Origin of the sequence: Cylindrospermopsis sp. CR12, assembly GCF_001432185.1 — a bacterium.
Classification (GTDB): domain Bacteria; phylum Cyanobacteriota; class Cyanobacteriia; order Cyanobacteriales; family Nostocaceae; genus Raphidiopsis; species Raphidiopsis raciborskii.
On the sequence record NZ_LMVE01000043.1, the window covers coordinates 21,931 to 38,196 of the forward strand.

Here is a 16,266-nt window from a genome sequence, read left to right on the forward strand (position 1 = left end):
ACTAATATGAAAAGACCAATTGTATATATAAGTATTACTAATCATGGATTTGGTCATGCTACTCGTAGTGCATCAATCGCAGCAACAATTCAAAAATTGTGTCCTGATGTGCTCCTAATTCTAGCTACGAATGCACCCAGATGGTTGTTAGAGTCCTATATTTCGGGAGATTTTATCTGGAGACAAGTAGCATTTGATGTAGGTGTGATTCAAGCTGACAGTTTAACAATGGATAAAACAGCAACCTTAGAAAAGCTGAGGGAAATTAAAAAGCAGCAAAACTCACTAATTGCCAGGGAAGTGAATTTTCTGAGGCAAAATCGGGTTGATTTAATATTAGCAGATGTTCCCTTTCTAGCAGCGGGATTTGCTAAAGCGGCGAATATTCCCTGTTGGATGATTAGTAACTTTGGCTGGGACTTTATTTATGAAGACTGGGGGGGAGAATTCACGGAAATTGCTCACTGGATTAGAGATTGGTATCATGAGAGTAACTTATTGTGGCGATTGCCATTTCATGAACCAATGTCAGCTTTTCCCCAGGTGATAGATATAGGTTTAACTGGGGGGTCTCCCAAATTCAGTCCAGAAGAAATACGCAGCTATTGGGGAATAAACACCCCACCAGAAAAAACCATTTTATTAACATTTGGAGGTTTAGGTATACAAGCTATACCATATCACAACATTAGTAAATTTCCCGATTGGCAATTTATCACTGCTGACGCTAAAGCACCGGATCTACCCAACTTAATTAAAACGAGCAATAGCCAATATCGTCCTGTGGATTTCATGCCAATTTGTGGTAAGGTAGTGTCTAAACCGGGATATAGTACCTTTGCTGAATCCATACTTTCAGGAGTACCCATTGTCACCATACCTCGTGATGAATTTGCTGAAGGGGTCTTTTTATTAGAGGGAATTGAAAATTATCATCACCATCAAATTATTGCACCCCCAGAATTGTTTGGTGCACACTGGGATTTTCTGTATGAATCACCTCAACCACCGAAACAATCACAACCCATAGACAAGAATGGTAATGAGACCCTGGCCAAAGCAGTAGTCAATTATTTGCAAGAGAGCAGTCTATGACACATTATCAAAAATTACTAAGAATAGCTACCACAGGTAAATCATTTCAGAATATTACAGCAAACATAGCAGCCCTTGTGACCGAATCCGGGGTGAAAACTGGACTTTGTACCTTATTTTTGAGACACACCTCAGCAAGTCTAATTATTCAAGAAAATGCCGATCCTGATGTGTTGACAGATCTGGCAAATTTCATGTCGAAACTAGTCCCGGAAGGTAAATACTACATACATGATGCGGAAGGACCAGATGATATGCCAGGACACATAAGAACAGTCTTAACCCGTACTAGTGAAAGTATTCCCATTAACAATGGGAATTTAGTTTTGGGCACATGGCAAGCTATTTACATTTGGGAACACCGTCAGTATAATCATAATAGGGAGTTAGTGGTTCACATTTCCGGTTAAAGCTAAGTAGGGAGGCACAATTATTTGTAGGATGGGTCGAGTAACGAGACCCATGGGGGTGTTGGGTTTCATGCTTCAACCCAACCTGCGTTAATCTTATATTTAATTCCACTCACCTACTTATATCAACCTCAACCTAATAGATGAAAATTGCGGATTTAATTACCTGGTTTGAAGAATGGGCAAATCCAGCTTGGAGCGAAAGTTGGGACAATTGTGGTTGGCAAATCCAACCAGGAATTTTAGAACAAAAGGCACGAGTATTAGTCTGTTTGACCCCTACCTTGGCAGTAATAAAAGAAGCGATCGCCTTAAAAGCGAACTTGGTATTTGCCCATCATCCGCTGATTTTTCATCCACTCAAATCCATACAGGTTGGGGAACCAGTAGGAGAAATCCTCAAGCTGGCTTTTACCCACAATATAGGTATATATAGTGCCCATACAAACTTTGATCAAGTAGGGGATGGAACGGCGGATGTTTTAAGTAAGATTTTAGATTTAAAAGAGGTATTACCCATAGTCCCTACACAATTAGGTTTAGGCTATGGTAGAGTAGGCAAATTAGATCCAGCTATAAAACTAGAAGAACTACTGAAAATAATTCAAGCCAAACTAAAACCACCAAGACTAATTTTTTTACCCCATGGTAATCTTGGGGAAGAAATATGGAGAGTAGCAGTTTTGGGGGGATCCGGAGCTGGATTTATTTCCGCAGTAGTAAAAACAAAAGCTCAAGTCTACTTAACTGCTGACTGTAAGTTCCATCAATTTCAAGAGAGTAGAGATCAGGGGTTAATTTTAATTGATGCTGGTCATTATGCAACAGAGCGTCCAGCTTGTGATTATTTAGTGAAGAAATTAGAATCCTTGAATTTGGAATGGGTCAAGTTAAGCGATGAAGATGAAGATTTTCGGCAGTTTTGGAATTGACCAGTTAAATAGATTTCTGATAAACTGTTTAAGTGAGTCAGTGGAATTAAATATAAGATGAACGTAGGTTGGGTTGAAGTATGAAACCCAACACCCGCATGGGTTACCCTAACCCATCCTACAAATAATTGTGCCTCCCCACTTAAACCCTTTTTTATAAACTCTTTTTTATAAACCATTGTGTTAGCACCATGAATCAAACCGCCATTAATCTAATAGCCATCTGTGTTTTTTTGATGACCCTGTCTACCCTATTAGGTCCACTAATCCACCTGTCACCCACCATTCCTGCACTAACCATATTAGGATTCCTAGGAATTGCCACCCTAGATAATTTTGGATTTGAGGGAAGGGGAGGAACCATATTTTTAGATTGGTTAGCGAGATTTTCCCCCACCTATCAAGAGCGAATTATCTATCATGAAGCGGGACACTTTTTAGTCGCCCATCTATCAGGAATCACTGTTACAGGATACACCCTAAGCGCATGGGAAGCATGGAAAATTGGACAACCAGGACAAGGAGGGATAATTTTAGGAGACGATGAGATTGCTCCCCAATTAGAGCGAGGAAAAATAGGAGTTTCTATGGTGGAAAAATATTGTACTATCTGGATGGCCGGGATAGCAGCAGAACTGTTGGTTTTTAAATCCGCAGAAGGTGGTGGTGATGATAAAGCCAAATTAAATCAATTTTTGACAGTCCTAGGTTTTCAAGAAACACTTTTTGAACAGAAACAAAGATTTCATTTATTACAAGCGAAAAACTTGCTGGAACAAAATTGGCAGACCTACCAAAATCTAGTTCAAGCTATGAGAAATAGATTGGATGTGGAAGAGTGCAAAAAATTGATTGCTTGAGCACCACTAACCAATCAAATAAGATTAACATAGGATAAGTAGGGAGGCACAATTATTTATAGGACGGGTCGAGTAACGAGACCCGTGCGGGTGTTGGGTTTCATACTTCAACCCAACCTACGTTAATCTTATATTTAATTCCACCCACCCACTTAGTCATATTGGCCCCATCAACTGAAATAGATTTTATCAAACCTCATGCCATCAAAGTATCTTAGCGGTAACCATATTCGTCAACTATTCCTTGACTTTTACACCCAAAGACAACACCAACCCCTCCCCAGCGCTTCCCTAGTACCAGAAGATCCCACAGTGCTGCTGACAATTGCGGGTATGTTGCCGTTTAAACCCATATTCTTAGGACAGCGCGCAGCAGAATTTAAACGAGCTACTACATCGCAAAAATGTATTCGTACTAATGACATTGAAAATGTGGGAAGGACAAAACGCCATCACACATTTTTTGAAATGTTAGGCAATTTTAGTTTTGGTGACTATTTCAAAGAACAAGCAATTGCTTGGGGGTGGGAAATATCCACACAGGTTTTTGAACTCCCTCCAGAAAGATTAGTAGTTAGTGTATTTGAAGATGACGACGAGGCCTTTAATATTTGGAAACAACAAGTAGGTGTCCCAGAAAAACGCATTAAGCGGATGGGTGCTGACGATAACTTTTGGGTTTCTGGTCCGACAGGTCCTTGTGGTCCTTGTTCAGAAATTTATTATGATTTTCACCCAGAATTGGGAGATGATCACATTGATTTAGAAGACGACAGTAGATTTATCGAGTTTTATAACTTGGTATTTATGCAATATAATCGGGATGTTTCCGGTAACCTCACACCCTTGCAAAATAAAAATATTGATACTGGCATGGGTTTGGAGAGAATGGCACAAATTCTCCAAAAAGTTCCCAATAATTATGAAACAGATCTGATTTTTCCCATTATTGAAACTGCGGCGAAAATCGCCAAAATTAACTATCATGACAGTGACGAAAATACCAAAGTTTCCCTAAAAGTTATTGGTGACCATGTGCGGGCTGTAGTACACATGATTGCCGATGACATTCGTGCATCCAATGTTGGTAGGGGGTACATTTTACGTCGCTTGATTCGTCGCGTTGTTAGACATGGAAGATTAATAGGAATTCCTGGAGAATTTATCAATCAAGTTGCAGAAACGGCAATTTCCCTTTCCCAGTCTGTGTATCCCCATTTACGCCAAAGGGAAGCGGTTATTAAAGCTGAATTAGAACGGGAAGAAGGTAACTTTTTAAAAACCTTGGACAGGGGAGAAAAACTACTGGGGGAAATTATTCAGGAGGTAAAAAAACAGGGTTTAACTGTCATTTCTGGGGAAAGTGCTTTTACCCTATATGATACCTACGGTTTTCCCCTAGAACTAACCCAAGAAATTGCCCAAGAGCAAAATCTAAGGGTGGATGTTGAAGGGTTCAATACAGAAATGCACAAGCAAATAGAACGTGCCAAAGCTGCACACGAAACCATTGATTTAACAGTCCAGGGTTCCCTAGACAAACTAGCAGAACATATTCACTCTACCGAGTTTATCGGTTATGAAAAATTGGCTATAACAGCTAAAATTGCCGTTTTGTTAGTGGAAGGTATTGCTCAAGCAGCAGCACCAGCGGGAACTAACGTACAAATTGTCCTGGATAAAACCCCATTTTATGCAGAATCTGGTGGACAAGTTGGAGACCAAGGTTATATTTCCGGTGACGGGGTTTTAATCAGAATTGAAGATGTGAAAAAGGAATCCGACTTCTTTATTCATTTTGGCAAAATAGAAAGGGGTACGGTGAGAGTGGGCGATATTGTAACTGCTCAGGTTGACAGTGCTAATCGTCGTCGCGCCCAATCTAATCACACCGCAACTCATTTATTACAAGCTGCACTAAAGAAAGTTGTAGATGAAGGAATTTCTCAAGCAGGTTCCCTAGTTTCATTTGACAGATTGCGATTTGATTTTAACTGTCCTAGATCCTTAACTGAAGATGAGGTTCAACAGGTGGAGGATCTGGTAAATGCTTGGATTTCTCAAGCACATCCAGCTCAGGTAGAGATATTACCATTACCGGAAGCGAAAGCTAGAGGTGCGGTGGCCATGTTTGGGGAGAAATATGGTGACCAGGTGCGGGTAATAGATTTCCCTGGTGTTTCTATGGAGTTATGTGGAGGAACTCATGTGAATAACACTGGAGAAATTGGGGTTTTCAAAATTATTTCTCAAGTGGGAGTTTCTGCAGGAATCAGAAGAATAGAAGCAGTATCAGGTGCAGCAGTTTTGGACTATTTAAATGTCCGCGATAAGGTGGTCAAGGACCTAAGTGACCGATTTAAGGTCAAACCGGAAGAAATTCCCGATAGAATCACCATTTTACAAACTGAACTTCGCCACAATGAGAAGGTAATTCAAAATCTCAAGTCCCAGTTAGCTATAGTTAAATCTGACAGTTTACTACAAACCGCCCAGGTAGTAGGGGAACATAAAATTATTGTGGCACAAATGACCGATATTGATCCAGAATCCCTCAAGGATGCTGCTGAAAGACTATTGCAAAAAATTCTCAATGGAGCAGTGGTTTTAGCTTCCATTCCCGAACCTGGAAAGGTCAGTATAGTTGCTGCATTTAGTTCTGATGTTAATGAAAAAGGTTTGCAAGCTGGTAAGTTTGTTGGTAATATAGCAAAACTCTGTGGTGGGGGAGGTGGTGGAAAACCCAATCTTGCTCAAGCTGGAGGTAGGGATGCTAGTAAGTTACCACAAGCTTTAGAAAGTGCTAAAGATAATTTGTTAAGGGCCTTGAAATAGTTGAGGATTTCAGGCGATCGCATTTCCTATTGACCTGGTTGGATTGGGATCTTTATAGGGCGGTTAATAATTTGTGAGGACGTATGATGAAGGATTTACCAATTGTCTCTAGACCTTTAAATTTTAATCAAAGATACCCATGTCCATCCTGTCACGTTGGTAAAATTGAAAATATGCCTTTAATGGAAGCAATGTTTTGTGACTTTTGTCAAGAAATTTTTACGGTCAACTTACAATCACAGCAGGTCAAAATGCCTTCCCGACAACCTCCCCTAATATGGCATTGGAATGGTTATAATTGGAATCAAGGACAAATAGAAGGTATGGAGTTGGGGTGGGGTTATGCTGTAGCTGGGATAGCTTTTGTCATGGTTCCTACATTCTTGATTGGTATAAGTGCTTATTATTTGCCCTCAAGTCCCATGCTGTTTTGGATACCTTATATTTGGACCTTGTTGACCTTTGTGCTACATTTAGCCATTGTGATCTGGGTATTTATAGAAATTTATCAGACCCCTTTAGCAGCATATTGGCGGGCTGTGGCACGCTGGGTAAGCTCTGGTGAGTAGCGTACTCCTATAGATTTAGCAAGATACTCCAGAAAGTTGATTTGTCATAGAACTGGGAATAAATTAGTTGAGTACGTTGTTAAGCACAGCAATTTTGGAGGTTTGGCTAGGGTCCAAACCTTTTTTTTGCTTTATGGTAGTATAGGAGTTGTATTAAGTAGTCGTGCAAAATAAACCATAAAACTATGAACTATAACCATGAGCAATATTCAAGACTACGATCCCAGTGGTATAGCACAAATCAATGGTAATCTGTTAGGGTTACCAGACACTTATGATTCTGCTAATTTAATAATCTTCCCCGTTCCCTGGGAAGTAACCGTTTCATACAGGACTGGAACTGGGAATGGACCACAGCGGATTTTGGATGGTTCCTACCAAATAGATTTATTTGACCTTGATAACCCTGACGGTTGGAAACAAGGGATTTTTCTCATGGAAATCTCCCAAGATATTCTAGATAAAAATCATTATTATCGTCAACAAGCTGCCAAAATTATTCAAAGACAAGCAGAGGGTAAAGCTCTAAAAGCAGAGCCAGACTTAACCGGTATACTAGCGGAAGTAAACCAAGCAGGGAGAGACTTGAACAAGTGGTTATTTGACCAGTGTCAACAGACAATCTCCCAGGGGAAAAAAGTAGGGGTTATTGGTGGTGACCACAGTTCACCCCTGGGTTATTTACAAGCTCTAGGGAGTCAATACTCTGATTTTGGTATTTTACATATAGATGCACATGCAGATCTAAGACCTGCTTATGAAGGATTTGAATTTTCCCATGGGTCAATTATGTTCAATGCACTGGGAATACCCCAGATATCCAAATTAGTCCAGGTTGGTTTACGGGATATTTGTATTGACGAAGTAGAAATTATCAAAGGTTCAAATAATCGCATTGTGGCTTATTATGACCCAATCATTAAACAGCAGCAATATGCTGGTAAAACCTGGAATGACCTATGTGAAGAAATAGTGGCTAATTTACCCCACCATGTTTACATCAGCTTTGATGTTGATGGTTTAGATCCCAAACTTTGTCCTCACACTGGAACCCCCGTACCTGGTGGATTGGAATTGGAGCAAGCTTATGGTTTATTCAGGAAAGTGGTCAAAACTGGTAGAAAGATTATTGGTTTTGATGTGTGTGAGGTTGGTGACGGGGAGTGGGATGGTAACGTAGGTGCGAGAATTGTTTATAAGTTAGCGAATTTATTACACTTAACCTATACTGATTGTGGTTAAATACCCTAGATAGCCATAATTTATAACTGATTTACCATGTTAGAACTATTCAACACCATTAATCCCTGGTTAGCAGGTGGAGCATTAAACGCTGCTTTACTGACATTGGTTGATAGGATCCCCAATAAACTATTGACCCCCGCGGGTATTCGTCATGCTTGGTTATTGGGTGTGATCATCTGGGGAACATTAGGATGGCCAGGATATTTAGTAGTGGGATTTTATTTTATTGTTGGTTCGGGAGTGACTCGCATTGGGATTAAACAGAAACAAGTTCAGGGAATTGCGGAAAAACGCTCTGGTGCTCGAGGTCCAGAAAACGTTTGGGGGTCTGCTTTAATTGGAGCTTTATGTTCCCTGGGAGTATTATTACTACCCGCTTGGAGTTATTTGCTATGCTTAGGTTATGTAGCCAGTTTTAGCACCAAATTATCTGATACAACTGCTAGTGAAATAGGTAAAGCATACGGAAAACGTACATTTTTAATCACTACCCTACAACCAGTACCCAGAGGTACAGAAGGTGCAATTAGCTTAGAAGGAACTCTAGCTGGTATGGTCGGTTCAATTTTAGTGGCCATTGTGGGATGGAGTGTAAATTTAATAGATATGCCAGGAATTTTTTGGTGTGCGATCGCCTCATTTATTGCGACTAATTTAGAAAGTGTAATTGGTGCAACATTGCAATCTAAATATACGTGGCTAACTAATGAAGTGGTGAATATTTTCAATACATTAATAGGGGCAATTGTGGCAATGATATTAGCAGTAGTTTTTCAAAGAGTATTAATTTAATCAGTTTGAAATAAATACAAAGAGGAAGATGTAAGAGAGCGGGGAGAGATAAGAAATTTTCTTGATTACTAATTTATAAAATCTTTATCATAATGAACCTTATTTTCCCCAATAGTTATCTATTATTTAAAGAAAAGACCCAGCTATAGATTGGTCACATTTTCATCATATTAATTTTATGGAATCCTCATCATTTTTTACAATCAATGACGAACAAATTGAACTTTCTCAGGTAGTTAATTATTTACAAGTTTCTGGTAGACTCAATCAGTTTATTAATGATGTAGTGAGGCAATATATACTAGAAAAAGAGATAAAAAATAGAAATGATGTAGATATTAGCACAGCATTAATCGAGCAAGCAATAATTGATTTTAGGTTAAAAAATCAACTGACAGACCAAGAGCAGTTTCAAAATTGGTTAACCAACAATGGTACGGATTATGGAACATTTTATGAATCCGTGAGTTTTAGTTTCAAACTAGAAAAACTCAAGGTAGTAATTACCGAGCCAAAAATACCGGAATATTTTATCGAAAGGAAGATTTATTTAGATCGGGTTGTGCTTTCTCGAATTATGGTGAGTACGCGAGAATTAGCGGAGGAGTTGCACACACAGATACAAGAAGGAGGTAGTTTTGAACAACTGGCAAAAGAATATTCTTTAGCAGATGAAAAAACCTTTAATGGTATGATGGGTCCTATTAGTCGTGGTAGTTTACCAGATATACTGCGTGCTTCCGTAGATGGAGCGAATATGGGAGAATTGATTGGACCTATAGAAATAGAGGGTACTTTTAACCTATTCAGACTGGAGAATATCTTATTATCTTCCCTAGAAAACGTGCAATTAAAACAATCATTACAGAATGAGCTATTTGAAAAATGGTTGGGAGAGAAGATTCAAAATGTGACCGTAAAATTACAAGTCAGTTAAGAGATTTATTAAGTATCCGTCAATTCTAGGAAATAATTCGGAATGATTGAGAATATTTGTGAATATTCTCAATTATAAAACCAAACATCAAACTTGAAAAATTGTCAGACTAAATGTGTTAGATGCTATAGAGTGGAAAAAATTGCCTTTTTGTTGGTTAAACGCTGATCAGCAAACAGAATTAAAATGTAAATCGGAAATTCGTCAATACCAAATGGGCGAAAAAATTTGGTCACAAGAAACAGGGAGATATCAGTTTTTTATTATTAGTGGTAAAGTGCGATTGCGGGACGAGATGAATAAACCCGTGGTCACTTTAGGGGATGGAGACTGGTTTGGCAACTTGCAGCCAGTTTTTAAAAACTGTAAAGCAGTAGCTGCTAGTAGAGAAGTAAAAATTATTTATTGGGAGACATCCTTATGGAAAGAGTTCAACCACCCCCAAATCGATCAATTTTGGTCTGATCAGGAAGAACAAAACCAACCCACCTTAATTGAGTCTTCAAATCTGAGCACATCAACCACTAAGTCCACCATCGCTAACTATCCTTTTATAGCCAGTGGTAACACTGCATCCGCTTGTCTAACAATGGTGATGCAATATTTAAACAATCCCGTAGCTCTAGACTGGGTGCAACGTCAACTAGGAGGAGAAACCCCCAAAAATTTAATAGAAACTGGGGGAAAAATCGGTTTAATAGTCCGGAAAATTCAAGTAAGCTGGAATGATTTAAAACAATTAACTTTCCCCGCTCTCTTACAGTGGAAATCCTCCCATACCTGGGTAGTAGTTTATGGAATCAAAGGTGAAGACTTAATTATTGCTAACCCCCTGAGTGTTGAATGTGAATGTTTAACACAATCTGTAGTGGAATCATCCTGGGATGGTATATTATGGCAAACTGAATTAATTACTGAACAGGAAAAATTCAATCTCTCCTGGTTCGCACCCGCAATTTGGAAATACCGTAAGTTATTGAGTGAGGTCTTATTAGCATCCCTTACTTTACAATTATTGGGTTTAACAACACCATTGATTACCCAGGTAATTATTGATAAAGTTATGGTACAGGAGAGTTTAGCAACTCTCGATGTCATGGCGATCGCTCTATTATTGGTTAGTGTTTTTGAATCGGTTTTAGGAATTTTAAGGGTCTTCATTTTCACCCATACAGCAAGAAGGTTAGATTTAAGTTTATCTGCTCAACTTTTTCGCCATTTAATGCGTCTACCCTTGGCATATTTTGAAGCTCGTCGAGTGGGAGATACGGTTGCTAGGGTTCAAGAATTAGAACAGATTCGACAGTTTTTAACCGGTACAGCTTTAACGGTAATTCTGGATAGTATTTTTGCCATAGTATATTTGGCATTGATGTCTTACTATAACATAACTCTTACTTTTGTATCCCTAGCAGTTTTACCACTATTTGCAGCTTTAACAATTATTTCTACCCCCATTTTAAGAAATTGGTTAAATCAGACTTTTAACCGTAGTGCGGATAGTCAGGCATTTTTGGTAGAGACAATTACAGCTATTCATTCTGTAAAAGCACATGCAGCAGAACCAGTAGCTAGGGAAAGATGGGAAGGACTATTTGCTAAGTTTATCCGTACGGGATTTAAAGCTTCTACAACTTCCAATATCAGTAGCAATATTGGCAATTTTTTCACTAATTTTTCTAACTTATTAATACTTTGGGTGGGAGCAAGATTAGTGATTGACCACCAAATCACTGTAGGTCAATTAATTGCTTTTCAAATGTTATCAGCAAGAGTAACAGGACCTTTATTACGATTGGTGCAACTATGGCAAAATCTCCAACAGGTTTTACTATCTGTAGATAGAATTGGCGATATTCTTAATGCTGCACCAGAAGCGGAAATGGGAACGGGATTAGTTCTACCACCACTAAAAGGAGAAGTTAGTTTTCAACAGGTTTTTTTCCGTTACAGTCCCCACACCGAACCGGTGTTAAAGGGAATTTCTTTCCAAGTCCAACCAGGTCAGTTTATAGGGATTGTGGGACGTAGTGGTTCTGGTAAAAGTACCCTATCTAAACTTCTACAAAGACTATATCAAATTGAATCGGGACGTATTTTAATAGATGGCTTTGATCTCAAAAGTTGTGACCTAGCATCTTTAAGAGGACAGATTGCAGTGGTGTTACAAGAGGACTTTTTATTTAATGGATCAATTTTAGAAAACATTAGTTTAGGTAATCCAGATATTACAGCTAAACAGGTAGTAGAGGCGGCTAAATTAGCAGTTGCACACGATTTTATCAGTCAATTACCATTTGGTTATGAAACTAATGTGGGTGAAAGGGGTACAGCTTTATCTGGTGGACAAAGACAAAGAATAGCCCTAGCTAGAATGTTTCTTTCTCCTGCGCCAATTCTAATCCTAGACGAAGCAACTAGCGCTTTAGATAGTGAAACTGAACAGCAGGTTTTATCCAATTTACAAAAAATTTCCGCTCACCGCACGGTGTTTTTAATTGCCCATAGATTTGCTCCTTTAAAGCGTGCAGATCTAATTTTGGTTATGGAAAAGGGGATTATCGCAGAACAAGGCAATCACCCAAGTTTACTACAACAAAAAGGTCTATACTGGTCACTCTATCAAAGACAGCAAATGAGTGTTTAATTTTGGAAAAATCAGGAACAATATTTCATTTGTGGATTAAAACACAACAAATATGATGCATAACTCAAAAAATGTGGTAATTATAATGAAAAGAGCGATTGCGAAATGGGTCGAGGAACGAGACCCATCCTACAAATAATTGTGCCTCCCTACTTGCTGAGTAAAGATCCATAATTTTAAATCGGAAACCAATTCTCATTTAAAATTGTCTCCAGGTTAGTAATAGGTTCGACGGGGAAAGTGGTGAGCGGTAATTGCGATCGCCTGGCAGCAATTTCCCTTGCGTCTTGATAACATTCTATGAATATCTCTTTTAGATAGGTATTGAGGCTAGGACTCGCTTTTAATTCTCTTTTGATCTGTTTACGAAAGTTAGTGATTTCGGCTTGCCAATGCGCTAAATTTGTCGGTTTTTCTGACTCCCAGTAAGTGCTTTTCAACAGGTGTTCTATTAACAGGGTGAGCAAACTTTGCATGCGTCTTTTCTCCCGTCTGTTAAAGTCACGACTCTCCAGTTGTTTTACAGTTTTGAGTATCCAGAGATGGTAATCACTGTCATATAAGGTGGGTTGCACCTGTGATGATTTGGTTTCCATTCTATTACCTTACTTATCCTGCGGTTAGTTTGGACTATTCCTAATTTTAAAGCACGCTGTTTGGTAAGTCACAGTTAAAAGATGCTTCTCGGTTAGGAGTAATTCTTTATATCCTGTGGGTCCGTTGGGTTTCGTATTAAACTCAACCCAACCTACGAGATCCTGGGTCTAGGACACAATAAAGGGCGATCGGGAGGGATCTGGCGAAGCACTGACATTTCATAAAATGTAGGTCGCTCTGTTTACCTAGAGATGATGTTGGATATGAAATCAACCTGGTAGCTAGTAACTACCAGGTTCTCAGAGAAAAACTCTAAGTCTCAAAATCTACAAAATACCCCAAAAATGTAGGAAGCCTTGACCAGAAAACAACTCAATTAAGGTTGCTGATACAAAACCAATCATGGCCAAGCGACCATTCCAGATCTCAGCTTGGGGAGTGAACCCCCAACGCCATGCATTGCGGTCTTCTGGTACGGAGCTAGTGGTTTTTGCTGCATTACTCATGGTTCGCACTCCAGTTTGAGTTTACTAAGTTTTATTGTCTTATGTAAACTAATATAACAAATATTTTCAAAAATGCAACATTCCTGTTTAACTATTTCTCTGGAAATGTTAATTAGGGAGGCACAATTATTTGTAGGATGGGTTTAACCCACGCGGGTGTTGGGTTTCATACTTCAACCCAACCTGCGTTGATCTTATATTTAATTCCACTTAACTTCCGGTTTCTAGGACTAAAACTACTGATGTAATTATTTCATCCCTAGTCATGGGGAGGATGTTCTCCCCCCTAGCGTCCCTATCTAGGATGGGTATGGATTCTATAGATGTTTTGATCACGCGATCTTTATTAGTAACCAGTGCTACTTCCTGACTGCTATTAGTCCTAGTTATGGCCACCAGGTTATCGGTTTTGTTATGGAACTTCAACATCTGTGTACCCAAATCACCTCGATTACCCGCTCTTAAACTACTACTAGATATTTTCTTGGCATATCCCTCCTGGGTCACTAACAATAAATTTTCTTCTTGTCCAATCGCGACACACCCTATAATTTGCTGACTTTTAAGAATACGGAAGGATTGTAAACCCATGGCGCCACGTCCCATAACTGGTAATTGGTCATCGTTAATGGCAAAACGTAAACAACGACCTCCCGAACTGGCTAAAATCAGATTGTGATTAGGATTAGTTAACTGGGCAAAACACAATTGGTCATCATCTTTTACTTTTAATATGGTTATTCCTCGCTTGCTAACATTGGTTAATTCTTCTAAGGAAAGCCGCTTAATTCTTCCTTGTTTGGTTACTATAACCATGTCATGAGTATCTTTGGTTTCCGGGAGAATAAAACGACCCAAAATCCCCTCCACATTGCCTTGAGCTGTGTTAGTGAGCAGGGTAATTAATGGTATTCCCCTGGGAGAACGGGGACTAATAGGGGAAATATCTCCCACTTTCGCAGGATAAACTTTGCCACTAGTATTGAGAATCAATAGATCTTGGTGGGTATTAGTTATTTCAGTTTGAATGAGAAAATCATTGTCTCCCATGATAGTTTCAGCTTTAGCTTTTTTGCTACCAGGAGCAAGACTACGTACGTAGCCACGGTGGGTAAATTCCAAAATGGCGGGTTCTGGTGGTTGTTCCTCCTGGGAAATTTTGGATTTTTCCTTTTCTCCCGGAGAGGATGGCTGATTATTGACTTTATCTGCTTTAACAGCTATCTGCCCAGGTATTAGTTTAGTTCTTCTGGTATCCCCATATTTACGTTTGAGAGTTCGTAAATCCTTTTTCAAGGATTTGAGTAATTCGCGTCGGTCTTCTAAGAGTCTGCGCAGGGAAGTAATCTGCTCATTGAGCTGATCAAATTCTTCCTGTAAATTTTGCCGTTCTAAACTGGTTAAACGACGTAATGGCATAGCCAAAATAGCATCAGCTTGAGTTTCCGTCAGATCCAATTGCTGACAAAGGACCATTTTGGCTGTACTACCATCAGGGGACTGTCGTAGGATTGTAATTACCTCATCCACAGCAAAAAGAGCTTTCAATAAACCAGCGACTATACTTGCTCGGTTTTCAGCTTTGCCCAACTCATAACTGTAACGACGGTTAAGAGTGTCTTCCCGAAAACGCAGGAACTCCTGTAACATTTGTCGCAGGCTTAACTGACGGGGTTGTCCTTCTACTAAAGCTAGCAGAATGGCTCCAAAGGTAGTTTGTAATGCCGTTTGGTGATACAGCTGCCCAATTACCTCCTCCGGGTTAGCATCCCGTTTGAGTTCAATTACTACCCGCATTCCCTGGCGATCGCTCTCATCACGCAAATCCGAAATTCCGTGTAAGCGACCTTGATTAACTAGATCAGCTACCTTTTCAATCCAACCTGCTTTATTGACCTGATAGGGTAATTCGGTGACGATAATTGCCGTGCGACGCCTTCCACCTCGGGTGGAGACAATATCTTCTAGAGAAACGACACCACGTAAGATAATGCCACCTTTACCCGTATTGTATGCTTCCTTGATTCCCCCACTACCAACAATTTGTCCACCGGTGGGAAAATCCGGACCTGGAATTAATTCCAGTAGTTTTTCCTCCGTTAGGTCAGGATGGTCAATTAAAGCGATTAAACCATCGACTATTTCCCCTAAATTATGGGGAGGAATATTAGTGGCCATTCCCACAGCAATCCCAGCACAACCATTGATTAACAAAAATGGCAACTGAGCTGGTAAAACCGTGGGTTCCTGCTGGGAATTGTCAAAGTTACCCACGAATTCTACTGTTTCTTCGCCAATTTCCCGGAGCATTGCTTCATGACCAATTGGTGCCAAGCGGGTTTCCGTATACCGCATTGCTGCTGGTGGATCATTATCCACACTGCCAAAATTACCATGTCCCCCCAATAGAGGATAACGACTGGAAAAATCCTGTACTAATCTCACTAGAGCGTCATATACAGCTTGGTCGCCATGGGGATGGTATTTACCCAACACATCACCAACTACGCGGGCACATTTTCGATAGGGTCTATCTGGTGTTAAACCCAATTCGTGCATGGCATATAAAATTCGTCTATGTACTGGCTTTAGTCCGTCCCGTACGTCTGGTAATGCTCGCCCTACAATCACACTCATGGCATATTCTAAATAAGACCTTTGCATTTCTGTGTGTAGGGCCGTAGAAACTACCTGTCCCGTATTGAGAAGGTTTAACTGTTCTGCCATGAGTTCTTCCCTGAATTCTAGCTATATAAAACTCGTTGTAATTGAACACTTTAACAACTGCTGCACCACTGAAATATATGGGAGATGGGATCTCCTAACTAATTTTTACAGTTC

Annotated in this window: 13 protein-coding genes; 10 read left to right on the forward strand and 3 right to left on the reverse strand. The window is 39.7% G+C overall.

Features of this window, described 5'->3' with window-relative positions:
- The first annotated feature begins 6 nt into the window (after positions 1 to 6).
- The 10 genes from ASL19_RS05890 to ASL19_RS05935 all read left to right on the forward strand — a co-directional run bounded on the left by ASL19_RS05890 (position 7) and on the right by ASL19_RS05935 (position 12,322).
- On the forward strand, positions 7 to 1,095 hold the full coding sequence (locus ASL19_RS05890; RefSeq protein WP_057177616.1) for a glycosyl transferase: 1,089 nt from the start codon (positions 7 to 9) through the stop codon (positions 1,093 to 1,095).
- Complete coding sequence (locus tag ASL19_RS05895; protein ID WP_057177617.1) at positions 1,092 to 1,505, forward strand: secondary thiamine-phosphate synthase enzyme YjbQ; 414 nt, start codon at positions 1,092 to 1,094, stop codon at positions 1,503 to 1,505. Before ASL19_RS05890 ends, ASL19_RS05895 begins: the two co-directional genes overlap by 4 nt.
- A gap of 143 nt (positions 1,506 to 1,648) precedes the next feature.
- A complete protein-coding gene (locus ASL19_RS05900; RefSeq protein WP_057177618.1) occupies positions 1,649 to 2,437 on the forward strand; it encodes a Nif3-like dinuclear metal center hexameric protein in 789 nt (262 codons plus the stop codon).
- A 191-nt stretch (positions 2,438 to 2,628) separates the two neighbouring features.
- On the forward strand, positions 2,629 to 3,297 hold the full coding sequence (locus tag ASL19_RS05905; protein WP_057177619.1) for a hypothetical protein: 669 nt from the start codon (positions 2,629 to 2,631) through the stop codon (positions 3,295 to 3,297).
- Positions 3,298 to 3,495: 198 nt separating this feature from the next.
- Complete coding sequence (gene alaS, locus ASL19_RS05910; protein ID WP_057177620.1) at positions 3,496 to 6,132, forward strand: alanine--tRNA ligase; 2,637 nt, start codon at positions 3,496 to 3,498, stop codon at positions 6,130 to 6,132.
- Between the two features lie 86 nt (positions 6,133 to 6,218).
- Entirely contained in the window at positions 6,219 to 6,701 is a 483-nt protein-coding gene (locus ASL19_RS05915; protein ID WP_057177621.1) for a hypothetical protein, read from the forward strand.
- Between the two features lie 198 nt (positions 6,702 to 6,899).
- Entirely contained in the window at positions 6,900 to 7,943 is a 1,044-nt protein-coding gene (locus ASL19_RS05920) for an agmatinase family protein (protein ID WP_057177622.1), read from the forward strand.
- A gap of 36 nt (positions 7,944 to 7,979) precedes the next feature.
- Positions 7,980 to 8,738 carry a TIGR00297 family protein gene (locus ASL19_RS05925; RefSeq protein WP_057177623.1) on the forward strand — a complete coding sequence of 253 codons (759 nt, stop codon included), beginning with the start codon at positions 7,980 to 7,982 and terminating at the stop codon, positions 8,736 to 8,738.
- A 178-nt stretch (positions 8,739 to 8,916) separates the two neighbouring features.
- Entirely contained in the window at positions 8,917 to 9,675 is a 759-nt protein-coding gene (locus tag ASL19_RS05930; RefSeq protein WP_057177624.1) for a peptidylprolyl isomerase, read from the forward strand.
- A gap of 115 nt (positions 9,676 to 9,790) precedes the next feature.
- Positions 9,791 to 12,322: a type I secretion system permease/ATPase gene (locus ASL19_RS05935; RefSeq protein WP_057177625.1), complete on the forward strand. Its 2,532-nt coding sequence runs from the start codon at positions 9,791 to 9,793 to the stop codon at positions 12,320 to 12,322.
- A gap of 176 nt (positions 12,323 to 12,498) precedes the next feature.
- Here the strand turns inward: ASL19_RS05935 and ASL19_RS05940 are convergent, their stop codons facing one another.
- From ASL19_RS05940 to gyrA, 3 genes are all read right to left on the reverse strand, one after another.
- Positions 12,499 to 12,918 (reverse strand): DUF29 domain-containing protein, encoded by a 420-nt coding sequence (locus tag ASL19_RS05940; protein ID WP_057177626.1) that lies wholly within the window; start codon positions 12,916 to 12,918, stop codon positions 12,499 to 12,501.
- Between the two features lie 327 nt (positions 12,919 to 13,245).
- Positions 13,246 to 13,425 carry a chlorophyll a/b-binding protein gene (locus tag ASL19_RS05945; RefSeq protein WP_057177627.1) on the reverse strand — a complete coding sequence of 60 codons (180 nt, stop codon included), beginning with the start codon at positions 13,423 to 13,425 and terminating at the stop codon, positions 13,246 to 13,248.
- Positions 13,426 to 13,635: 210 nt separating this feature from the next.
- Positions 13,636 to 16,152: a DNA gyrase subunit A gene (gene gyrA, locus ASL19_RS05950; protein ID WP_057177628.1), complete on the reverse strand. Its 2,517-nt coding sequence runs from the start codon at positions 16,150 to 16,152 to the stop codon at positions 13,636 to 13,638.
- Positions 16,153 to 16,266 lie beyond the last annotated feature (114 nt).

Bases quoted from the DNA above. Each gene is read 5' to 3' on its own strand.
- ASL19_RS05890 (WP_057177616.1), top strand. From the start codon at position 7: ATGAAAAGACCAATTGTATATATAAGTATTACTAATCATGGATTTGGT.
- ASL19_RS05895 (WP_057177617.1), top strand. From the start codon at position 1,092: ATGACACATTATCAAAAATTACTAAGAATAGCTACCACAGGTAAATCA.
- ASL19_RS05900 (WP_057177618.1), top strand. From the start codon at position 1,649: ATGAAAATTGCGGATTTAATTACCTGGTTTGAAGAATGGGCAAATCCA.
- ASL19_RS05905 (WP_057177619.1), top strand. From the start codon at position 2,629: ATGAATCAAACCGCCATTAATCTAATAGCCATCTGTGTTTTTTTGATG.
- alaS (WP_057177620.1), top strand. From the start codon at position 3,496: ATGCCATCAAAGTATCTTAGCGGTAACCATATTCGTCAACTATTCCTT.
- ASL19_RS05915 (WP_057177621.1), top strand. From the start codon at position 6,219: ATGAAGGATTTACCAATTGTCTCTAGACCTTTAAATTTTAATCAAAGA.
- ASL19_RS05920 (WP_057177622.1), top strand. From the start codon at position 6,900: ATGAGCAATATTCAAGACTACGATCCCAGTGGTATAGCACAAATCAAT.
- ASL19_RS05925 (WP_057177623.1), top strand. From the start codon at position 7,980: ATGTTAGAACTATTCAACACCATTAATCCCTGGTTAGCAGGTGGAGCA.
- ASL19_RS05930 (WP_057177624.1), top strand. From the start codon at position 8,917: ATGGAATCCTCATCATTTTTTACAATCAATGACGAACAAATTGAACTT.
- ASL19_RS05940 (WP_057177626.1), bottom strand. From the start codon at position 12,918: ATGGAAACCAAATCATCACAGGTGCAACCCACCTTATATGACAGTGAT.
- ASL19_RS05945 (WP_057177627.1), bottom strand. From the start codon at position 13,425: ATGAGTAATGCAGCAAAAACCACTAGCTCCGTACCAGAAGACCGCAAT.
- gyrA (WP_057177628.1), bottom strand. From the start codon at position 16,152: ATGGCAGAACAGTTAAACCTTCTCAATACGGGACAGGTAGTTTCTACG.